This window comes from Paenarthrobacter sp. NPDC089675, from assembly GCF_044749185.1.
Taxonomy (GTDB): domain Bacteria; phylum Actinomycetota; class Actinomycetes; order Actinomycetales; family Micrococcaceae; genus Arthrobacter.
On sequence record NZ_JBIVHM010000015.1, the window covers coordinates 48,829 to 58,562 of the forward strand.

The following is a 9,734-nucleotide window of genomic DNA, read 5'->3' on the forward strand; positions in this document are numbered from 1 at the left end:
ACCGCCCGACGACATCCGCCGATGGCCCATAGCGACGTTCTACGCCCGCTTCCCAGAGAACACAAGCGAAGTTGCATGCAGAGGCACCTCAATCACCTCCAATCCGTGAACCGGTCATAAGCGTGGCGGTACTGTCAGTTTGAAGTCACAGACTTACCCCGCGGATCGTCATGAAATCAGCGTTCCGGACCTAACCTGACGCAAAAACCTAGCCGGATCTGACGTCAGATTAGGGTGTAGTTCAGTTTGGATGTCCCCGTACCGGACAGCTCCATCCGCTTGACAGAGCAGTAAGCTACTGTGCTGTGCGATAGATCAGCGACGTCGTCCTTGGCTGGGGAGGCCGCCGTTCACGATACTTCCTCACACGAATGCTCGTCCGCCTGCCGACCTCCCAGTCCAGAACCAGGACTGTCCGATAAACGGTGTGTGGGTTCCTGCGGTTTTCATTAGTTGGTGGTTCTTTCGAACCGTACGGCGAACGTGATGGCGAACGCGTTCAGTGCGGGCTTCCACCTCGTGGTCCGGGACTGTGATATCGATCGGACCGGGAAGCGGGGGAGGAATCACAAAATCACGCTATTTGGCGCCGGGTCTGGCCGGAAGCAGGGACTGCGGCTATGTGGAGAACGCCCCTTGCGACTCACTTTGGGGAAGCTTCTGCGCCCGGGCAGCCCCAGGATTTGGGGTTTTGTTCGCAGGTGTCGGCGACGAGGGCTGTTTCTGTTTTCCAGACTCGGATGGTTTTGGGTGGGGTGGTGAGGTTGAGGGTTCCGTTGATGGGCAGGGGTGGGCCGTTGTTGACGGTGTAGGTGCCGGTGAAGGTGGTGGTGGCGGTGATGGGGTAGTTCCCGGTGGTGGTGTAGGTGTGGCTGGTTCGGGTGTCTTGGGTGAGCCAGGCGGTGTCCGGGAGGGTGTAGCCGGGTGCTGGTGTGGGTCCGAGGGTTTGGCCGTCGCCGTAGGTGTAGGTGTGGGTGGTGGGTGTTGCGGCGAGGTGGATGTGTTGGCCGAGGATGGTGAGGTCGAAGGGTTGTTCGGTGGTGGTGGTGTAGAAGTTGGTGGGTCCGCCGATGAGGGTGTTGGGGAAGGGTTGGGCTTGGAGTGTTCCGGGGTTGATGGGTAGTTGGCGGAAGTCGGTGAGGATGCGGGCTGCGATGTTGGCCAGGACGTCTTGGGGTTCTGGGCCGTAGAGGCAGGTGGGGCCGGTGACGGGAGTCCAGTCTGTCCATCCGGGGTTGGTGATGGCTTTGGGTGCTTCCTTCCAGATCACGGGGGTGCCGTCCTGGCCGCTCATGCCGTTGGGTGGGCAGGTCAGTGCGAGGCAGCCGGGGTCCACGGTGTCCGGTCCGTCGGCACGGCAATGCGTATCGGCCATGTACTGATTGGGATCCTCAGTTGCGCTTGCCGCCTCGTTGCCCGTTTGGAGCGTGGACGTGAGTTGCCCGGACTCGGGGTTGATGGTGAACCTGGCCCCCACCAGAAGTTCACGTTCGTTCCTGGCGGCACTGACCCGGTCGTCGTCGGCAAACGCTGTTGTCGCATGGGTTAAAAGGAGTAAAAGCAAAGAGCCCACGAGAACGCGCCAAACATGAGCCTTTGTCCTACGCAACGATGGCTCCGTAGTTGGTAACGTGCCAAGAGCCATTCTGAAACGCAGCGAACACGGCGTCTGCTGTGTTTGTGGGTGGAGAGTCTTTCTGTCCTTTCACTCCGCTTGAGTCGAAGTATTGAATTGCTTCTTGAATAACTTGAACTTTGGCGGTGGTTGAATCCGCGGCTTTGCTAGGCCAAGCCACTTCTATACTGGGAATTTGGAGCCGACCGCCGACGATCCACCTGCCCTCGATATAGTTGAGCTCGACGGACTCCTTGTGTGCCTGAGCCGCTGGAATGGTCATGTCTGTCTGCGAGGACCAGACCTTGAGGTCGCCGGTTTCCAATGCATAAGAGTATGTCGCGTACCAATACCGAATAAACGCCTCCAGCCCCGCCTTTGAGTTCTCCTTCGCCAACTCCGGCATCACTGGAACAGGGACGTTCTGCGCTTTCCCGTTGGCGTCAGCAGGCTTGTATACGGCCGCCGCCGTCGCAACCGGGCTGGAAGGTGCGGGCGCGTTGGAAGTGGGCGGCGTCGACGTCGAACTCTCAGATGGGCCCACAACGCCCTGGCAACCGGTCAGCAGCAAAAGAACGCAGGCTCCGACAAGAACCGACCGTAAACGGGCAGGCGAAAAGAAGGTGAATGGGCGTGGCATGAAAGTCTCCCCAGTGACTGTTTTGGCGTAGTGCCCGCCAGTCTAGGCAAGGGGAAACGCAGGAATCACGCGCCGCTAAGCGGATTGTGGATAACTATCCCCGGAGCTTCTCCATGTCCCTGCGGTCCTTCTTGGTGGGTCGGCCGGCGCCGCGGTCGCGCTGGGGAAGGCCCAATTGCGGGAGGACAGGGCGTGGGGGAGTGTGGTCGGTGAAGCAGTGCGACGCCGCCTCGGCGCCGACGCGCTTTGCGATCAATCGACGGACTTCAAGAATCCGTTCCCAGCCGGATTCCCTGACCCGGATGGTGTCGCCGACGATCACCGTCTGTGACGCCTTCACCGGATTGCCGTTGAGGCGCACGTGACCTGCCCGGCAGGCAGCGGTCGCGGCGGAACGTGTCTTGTAGGCGCGGATCGCCCACAACCACGCGTCGACGCGGACGGTCGCTGGAGAGGAAGACTGGCTGCTCATGATTCAGTCGAGTCTAGCGAACGGTCACCTCAACCCGCTGCGCCATGTTGTTGCCGATTCCCTGGTAGTTCCACACCTGTTCCGTGGGTTGCAAAGCGCCCGATGAATCCATTGCACGGCATCGCAGGACGTGTTCTCCGGGGGTGGCTACCCACACCAAGGACCACGCACGCCACGCGAAGTCGCCAAGCGGAGCATCCAGTTGTGCCGGCATCCACTCGCCGTCGATCCCCACCTCTACGCGCTCTACTTCGCCGTGACCGGACCACGCACGCCCGCGAAGCATCACCGGACCCGCATCAACCATGCGCCGCCTGGTGAAGAAATCGGGGATACCCGGAGGAACCATCAGGGACCGGACCCTGATGTGCGAGACGGGCAGCCCCGGACCATCGGGCCCTTGGAGATAGTGGTAGGCGACAGCCTGCTGGTACCCGGTGAACCGGGACGTCACTGCCTCAATGGAAGTCAGCCATTTCACGCTCGCCATTCCGTACCAGCCGGGGACGAGCAGCCGCAGGGGAAAGCCATGTTGCAGAGGCAAAGGCTGGCCGTTCATCGCGTACACCAGCATCACTTCCGGATGCATGGCTTCGTCGATGGAAAGGCTGCGGGCGTAGGGCTCTTCGACGCCGCCCTGGATGCCCCGGTCAGCGCCCGTAAATACAAGTTCGACGGCGTCCCTCGCCAGCCCTGCCTCCTCCAGCAGGGGTGCCAAGGGAGTTCCGGTCCACTCGGCTGTTCCCACGGCGCCGGTCGTCCACGGCTGGCTGAGGGGCCTGGGCTGCAGCAGGGCCCGCCCGTTGCCCGCGCATTCCAATGTCACGGGCATTGTTAGCGCTGGCCGGCTCTTGAGGTCCTCGAGACCCAATTCAAGAGGGTGCGTAACTGCTCCGCCAAGCCGCAACCGCCAGGTGTCAGGGGACACGTGCGGGATGTCGAAGTGGATCAGGAGATAGTGCAGGCCAGCCGGGGTGATGTCGTCGTGCAAGGCTTCAAGCGGCATCGAATGGTTGCGGCCTGCGAGTTGGAGCTCTTCGTGCGTGAGCGGACCTTGGGTCGGCTGGCCTGAGGTGGAGGCACGTTCAATGTTGGGTGTGGACATGGGCAGCGGCGTTCTTCCGGACCTGACGCTGCGGGGGTGCCACAGCACTTAGGACAAGGATCACGCCGCGCCTGAACGCCGTCAATAGCTTGTTGTGAGGCCCGCTGAACACTCCAAAGGAGCGGCGAAGCGCGCAAAGCGGGCCACACAACGGAAGGGGACTACCGCCGTCGAAGTTCCGGGTACTCCAAATGCGGCGCCACGGTCCCGGCGTCCCGCTCGAGGAAGTTGACGGCGGGTGCCACGATGTCGTCGATCTCGTCCAGGATGGCCTCGCTTAACACCACATCCGCAGCCTTGAGGTAGTCGGTCAGGTGCTCCTCGGTGCGGGGCCCGATGATCACGCTTGTGACGGCGGGGTGGTTCAGTGCGAAGGCAACGGCGAGCTGAATCAAGGTCAGTCCATGCCGGCCTGCGAGCTGGCCGAGGGCGTCGGCCGCGTGAAGCTTGGCTTGGTTGAAGGGTGCCGTCACATCAAAACGGCCGGGAACCGCGGCGGCACGTGAGCTTTCAGGTTGCCCTGCGCCCACCCGGTAACCGCCGGCGAGCCAGCCGCCGTCGAGCGGTCCGTAGCTCAGAACCCCGACGCCGTACTGCTGGGTGATGGGGAGGACGTCGCGTTCGTTGGCGCGCACCAGGAGCGAATAGGGAACCTGGTCCACTACCGGCGGGGTCAGGTGGTTGGTGTTGGCGATCCACTGGGCTTCCACAAGCTGCGCGGGGCTGAACACGGACGTGCCGTAGTAGAGGATCTTGCCCTGGCGAATGAGGTCGTTCAGCGCTGTGATGGTCTCAAGGAGATCGGTGTTGTAGTCCGGCCGGTGGGCTTGGTAGAGGTCGATCCGGTCTGTGTTAAGCCTGCGCAGGCTGTCTTCCACGGCCCGGACGATCCAACGGCGCGAGTTGCCGGCGTGCGCGGGGTTCGATCCCATCTGACCGTGGAATTTGGTGGCCAGGAAGACGTCGTCACGGCGGCTGTGAATGGCCTGACCCACCACGGTTTCGGCTTCGCCCTGGGAGTAGATGTCTGCAGTGTCAATGCTGGTGATGCCGGCGTCGAGGGCGGCCTTGATGATGCGGATGCTCTCTGCAGGGCCGGTTGGCGCCGTGCCCGTACCGAAGTTCAGGGTGCCCAGGGTCAGTGGGCTGATCAGGGCGCCAGTGCGTCCAAGCGTCCGTAGCTCATTGAGGCTCATGTTGGCTTCCTGTGGTGGATCTGGATGTCCAACCGAGGCTACACAGCCCTGCCTGACGCAGAAACGCAAGCGGTAGAACTTCTTCGTTTTTCGTCTTGCGAAGTAACGCAAGGGGCCTTAGTTCGCGATATTTCTTGACATTCGGCAACAGAAATGACGCGGGAATCAACAAATATTGAGGTTCCCGGAAACGCGTGAATTATGGGAAGGGAGTTCAAACGACGCACGAAGGGGACCCCGACATGACGCAGGCAGCAGTAGAAGAAACCGCAGCGATCAAGGCTGCTTTTGCCCAGTTCCCGTCTGGTGTGGCTGCGTTCAGTGCGATGGTGGACTTCACTCCTGAAGCCTTGGTGGCATCGTCCTTCACTGTTGGCGTCTCCTTGGAACCGCCGCTGGTGATGTTCGCCGTACAGAATTCCTCCACCACCTGGCCCAAGCTTCGCCAGGCGAGCAGGCTCGGAGTTTCAGTGCTGGCTGAGGGCCAGGAAGCTGCGGCACTCCAGCTGGCGTCGAAAACCCGCGATCGCTTTGAAGGATTGCCTACCAGCGTCGCCGACTCGGGCGCGGTACTGATCGATGGTGCCGTGCTGGGCTTCGAATGTGAAGTGGTGTCCGAGACGCCTGCGGGCGATCACGCAATTGTGGTGCTGGAGGTCAAATCAACCACGATCAACCACGAGTCCAAGCCGCTGATCTACCACGGTGCAGCTTTCAACAAGTTGGCTGCCTAGGAATCAGGAGTTGCGGCTGGCGCCGCTCAGCGAACCCTTACGGATCGGGCTCGGAGACTTTCCACTCTTGGAAGTCTTCGGGCCTGCTTTGGCGGGGCCATTTTTTTGGCCGACCGGCTGGGCAGGCTTGCCGGGCTCGTGCTTCTTTCCTGGATCCGGTGACGACCCGTTGCCCGACGCCGGCTTGGCCGGATCCCCGGGTTCATCGATTTCGCGGACCGTGACCTTGATGGCGGGCGGTTGCTGGGCCTTGGCCCGCTCGGCAGCCCTCTGGTCCGCCTCCGCGACGGCGTCCGCCCAGTCCTTGGCCAAGACGGGCTGTTCCTTGGCTGCGGCCACGATCAGGGGATGGTGGTTGGTCTGGGTGTCCACCTTGGACTTCCACGTGCCGTCCTTGATGGCGGCGGCCGCCCCTGTGATCCGGCGTCGGGCATCTCCAAGGAGGTCCCGCTTTGGTGCTGCGGGAGCGGGAGGCGTCTCCATGACAACCGGCGGTGCGGAGTGGATTGCGGGCGCGCCTACAGCGGCGGCCGCAACTGCGGCGACTTGGCTGGTGGATCCGGTGGAAGCGAGATCGTCCAGGGGGTGGTGGTCGACGGCGGCACCCGCCGGGGCGGCTCCAGCCAACGGACGCTGGGGGAGGCGGACGATCGGGGTGGTTTCCTTCTTGGGGAAGATCCCAACCAGCGCCAGGAGGATTATCGACAGCAAACGTCCAATACCGGCCACCACCAGCGTGATGATGATGACCAACCCGAGACCCAGGAACATGAGGATTGCCATCCCCAATGTGCCCAAATACGTCAGGTTGATGGCGAGTGTTGTCGGATCCTCCACGTAGCCTCCCCTGGCCGTCGTTTTGTGATGCGCGCAGTGCCCACCCAGCTTGCTTCTCTAGCCTACGGTCCGCCACCGACGGAATCACGCGGGGCCCGGCCCTCTGGCGTGGTTGTTTCAAAGCTGTTATACGGCGTGGGAAAATATGTTGCCCAGCTCTCATTTACAGCCTGAAAAAGGGGTATTTTGTCGCCTGATCCCAGCCGTCTCCGGAACGGCGCTTGCCCCTGCTTGTCCGGGGAAACCTACGAGCAGTGCTGTGGCCGGTTCCACCGCGGCGACGCCGATGCTCCCACCGCTGAGCAACTCATGCGCTCAAGGTATTCTGCGTTCGTCGTTCTCGATCCCGACTACCTGCTGCGAACATGGCACCCAAGTACACGGCCGGCGTCCATGGACCTTGATCCCGAGCTTCAGTGGCGTCGTTTGGATATCCTCGGCACCAGTCAGGGCGGGCCGTTGGATACGGTAGGCACTGTTGAGTTCGCGGCACACTTCAGGCACGACGGCGAACGCGGAGTCCAGCGCGAGCTCAGCCGTTTTGTGCGGGAAGGCAAACGCTGGTTCTACGTGGACGGCGACGTCAGGTAGCCGCGACTCACCGGTACTTCCGGTGCAGGTTCTTCCTGGCCGATCCGCCCGGGGACGCATCCGCAATCCAGGGCCCGGTTCCTTCGGACTGGTCCAGCACGCCGGCCTCAAGCCAGACGTAATCTCCCGCGAGGACTTTCCGCGAAAGGTCGTGGTCGGCGTCGTCCGTGTTGCGCCATAGCTGGTCGAAATACTCATCCACACGCACACGGGCCTGCTCGCAATACGCCTCGGCCAACTCGTACGCCGCAGCGCCGAGTTCCGGCTTGGTCCGGAGCAAGTGTTCGGCCCGTGAACAGCAGGAAGCCATGGCAAAGAGTTCAGCCCCGATGTCCACGATCCTGCCCAAAAACGCCTGCTTGTGCTCGAGTTTGGCCTGCCAGCGGCCCATCCCGTAAAACGTCTGCCGGGCCAACCTCCGCGAGGAGCGTTCCACGAACCGCAGTTGCTTGCCAAGCCTGCCGAATCCCTGGTAAGACCGCGGGTCCATGCCGGCGCCGGCCACGAGCTTGGGCAGCCACTTCGCGTAGAAGCCGGAAGCCCCGACGGCGGCCTTGGCCTTGTCCTGCAGGCTCGCCTCCGCTGAGGCGAGGTCGCCGGCGGCGGCAAGATGCGCATCGACAGCTTCGCGCGCGATCAGGAGCTTCATGATTTCACTTGAGCCTTCGAAGATCCGGTTGATCCGGAGGTCGCGGAGGAGTTGTTCGGCGGCGACAGCCCGCTCGCCGCGCGCCTCGAGCGACTCCGCGGTTTCGAAGCCGCGGCCTCCCCGGATCTGCACCAACTCATCGGCGATCCGGCAACTCAATTCCGTGGACCACAGCTTGGCAAGGGCAGCTTCGATTCGGATGTCACGGGCACCGGCGTCGGCCATTTCCGCGGACAGTTCAAAGACGGCTTCCAAGGCGAAGGTGGTGGCGGCGATGAAGGCGATCTTCTTTCCAACGGCCTCGTGCTGCCCCACGGGCCGTCCCCATTGCGTCCGGGCGTTGGACCACTCACGGGCGATCTTCAGGCTCCACTTCCCGGCGGCCACGCAGAGCCCGGGGATGGAAAGCCGCCCTGTGTTGAGCGTGGTGAGCGCGATCTTGAGGCCTTGCCCCTCGCGGCCAAGACGGTTCGCTGCCGGGACACGCACTTGGTGGAAGCGGGTCACGCCGTTCTCGATCCCCCGCAAGCCCATGAAGGAGTTCCGGTTCTCTACGGTGATACCAGGGGAGTCCATCTCGACGACGAACGCGGAGATGCCGCCTTTGTGCTCCGTGCCGTCGGAGTCGGTATGCGCAGGAACCCGGGCCATGACCACAACGAGTTCGGCAATCACCCCGTTGGTGGTCCAAAGTTTCACACCGTCCAAAAGGTAGGAACCGCCGTCGTCGGACAGTACGGCAGTGGCGCCCATACGGGCCGGGTCGCTCCCGACGTCGGGCTCTGTCAGCAGGAAAGCCGTGATGGCGCCGGCGGCGCAACGCGGCAGGTATTCCTTTTTCTGTTCCGGCGTGCCGAAAACCTTGACCGGTTCCGGCACCCCGATGGACTGGTGGGCGGAGATCAGTGCGCCCAGGCTCGGGTGCACGGAGCCCACCAGGGCGAGGGCCCGGCCGTAGTACACGAGCGACAAGCCAAGGCCGCCGTATTCACGCGGGATCTTCATGCCGAAGACGCCGAGTTCGGCGAGTCCGGCGAGGTAGTCATCGGGAATCCTGGCATCGCGCTCGATCACGCGGCCGGACATGGTCCTGCAGAACGCCTCAAGCTTGGCCATGAATTCTTCGCCGCGTTCAACATCCTCAGCCTTGGCTTGCGGCCAGGGGTGGATCAGGTCCAGGTCGAAGCTTCCGAGGTACAGGCCTTTGGCGAAGCTGGGCCGGTTCCATTCGGTTTCGCGCGCGGCTTCGGCGACGGCGCGGGCTTCTTCAGCGGTGGCATTGACGCTTGCTGCGGAGAGACTGTTGTCAGTGGCGGACGTCATGGGATCACTCCTCTAGCCGGTTGTGCCGGATGGAGCCAGGGTCCGCCTCGGGTGGGAACCCTTCAGCTGTCCCTCAATGCTACCCGCGGGTAGGTACCCGTACCAGTGGAAACCTGGGGCTGGAATTCCACGGGAATCTCCACCTGGCCGGCATGATGGACCAGGCGGTCCCAGGCGAAGTTGATGCCGTTGACCAAGCCGCCCAAAACGCCTTTGACCACGTACCAAGCGAAGCTCAGGATGCCAATGAAAACGATCGCTGCCATGGCTGCCACCACGATGAAAGCCACCAGGAGTGCAGCGAAGCCCAGCGTGCCAATGAATACGTAGGTTCCGGTTTCCAGAGTCGTAAAGTCGAAATCCATGGTTCCCCCTGTGCGACAGTGCGTGGGTTGACGCGGCGTTGCCGGCGTCGATGATCTGACCTTAGGGGCGGCAGGGGTTCCGGGCCAGCAAGGAATCGCGGTTGATACGGGATCGAAACCATACCGCGCGGTAGGTCACGGAACGGGCACGACGACGGCGCTCCTTGGGTGCGGACACTCTGCGTTAACCTTGTACGGGGCAGTTTT

10 protein-coding genes are annotated in these 9,734 nt (G+C 62.6%); 2 read left to right on the forward strand and 8 right to left on the reverse strand.

Annotation, left to right across the window (positions count from 1 at the left end; translation table 11 throughout):
* Positions 1 to 643: 643 nt before the first annotated feature.
* From ACIPY2_RS21105 to ACIPY2_RS21125, 5 genes are all read right to left on the reverse strand, one after another.
* Complete coding sequence (locus tag ACIPY2_RS21105) at positions 644 to 1,573, reverse strand: hypothetical protein (RefSeq protein WP_400268363.1); 930 nt, start codon at positions 1,571 to 1,573, stop codon at positions 644 to 646.
* 28 nt (positions 1,574 to 1,601) lie between these two features.
* Positions 1,602 to 2,255: a DUF6318 family protein gene (locus ACIPY2_RS21110; RefSeq protein WP_400268364.1), complete on the reverse strand. Its 654-nt coding sequence runs from the start codon at positions 2,253 to 2,255 to the stop codon at positions 1,602 to 1,604.
* Positions 2,256 to 2,349: 94 nt separating this feature from the next.
* The gene (locus ACIPY2_RS21115) at positions 2,350 to 2,727 is read right to left on the reverse strand and encodes an RNA-binding S4 domain-containing protein (RefSeq protein ID WP_400268365.1); all 378 of its coding nucleotides are present in this window, start codon (positions 2,725 to 2,727) and stop codon (positions 2,350 to 2,352) included.
* Between the two features lie 13 nt (positions 2,728 to 2,740).
* Positions 2,741 to 3,832 carry a sulfite oxidase gene (locus ACIPY2_RS21120; RefSeq protein WP_400268366.1) on the reverse strand — a complete coding sequence of 364 codons (1,092 nt, stop codon included), beginning with the start codon at positions 3,830 to 3,832 and terminating at the stop codon, positions 2,741 to 2,743.
* 161 nt (positions 3,833 to 3,993) lie between these two features.
* Positions 3,994 to 5,028: an aldo/keto reductase gene (locus tag ACIPY2_RS21125; protein WP_400268367.1), complete on the reverse strand. Its 1,035-nt coding sequence runs from the start codon at positions 5,026 to 5,028 to the stop codon at positions 3,994 to 3,996.
* A 242-nt stretch (positions 5,029 to 5,270) separates the two neighbouring features.
* Between ACIPY2_RS21125 and ACIPY2_RS21130 the strand changes: the two genes are divergently transcribed.
* Entirely contained in the window at positions 5,271 to 5,762 is a 492-nt protein-coding gene (locus tag ACIPY2_RS21130) for a flavin reductase family protein (RefSeq protein ID WP_400268368.1), read from the forward strand.
* A gap of 3 nt (positions 5,763 to 5,765) precedes the next feature.
* Here the strand turns inward: ACIPY2_RS21130 and ACIPY2_RS21135 are convergent, their stop codons facing one another.
* Complete coding sequence (locus ACIPY2_RS21135; RefSeq protein WP_400268369.1) at positions 5,766 to 6,599, reverse strand: hypothetical protein; 834 nt, start codon at positions 6,597 to 6,599, stop codon at positions 5,766 to 5,768.
* A 183-nt stretch (positions 6,600 to 6,782) separates the two neighbouring features.
* On the opposite strand from ACIPY2_RS21135, the gene ACIPY2_RS21140 reads away from it, so the two are divergent.
* Positions 6,783 to 7,190 (forward strand): YchJ family protein, encoded by a 408-nt coding sequence (locus ACIPY2_RS21140; RefSeq protein ID WP_400268388.1) that lies wholly within the window; start codon positions 6,783 to 6,785, stop codon positions 7,188 to 7,190.
* A gap of 7 nt (positions 7,191 to 7,197) precedes the next feature.
* Here ACIPY2_RS21140 and ACIPY2_RS21145 read toward each other — a convergent pair whose 3' ends face one another.
* Both ACIPY2_RS21145 and ACIPY2_RS21150 read right to left on the reverse strand, forming a co-directional pair.
* Positions 7,198 to 9,162 (reverse strand): acyl-CoA dehydrogenase family protein, encoded by a 1,965-nt coding sequence (locus ACIPY2_RS21145; protein WP_400268370.1) that lies wholly within the window; start codon positions 9,160 to 9,162, stop codon positions 7,198 to 7,200.
* Between the two features lie 62 nt (positions 9,163 to 9,224).
* Positions 9,225 to 9,527: a hypothetical protein gene (locus tag ACIPY2_RS21150; RefSeq protein ID WP_400268371.1), complete on the reverse strand. Its 303-nt coding sequence runs from the start codon at positions 9,525 to 9,527 to the stop codon at positions 9,225 to 9,227.
* Positions 9,528 to 9,734 lie beyond the last annotated feature (207 nt).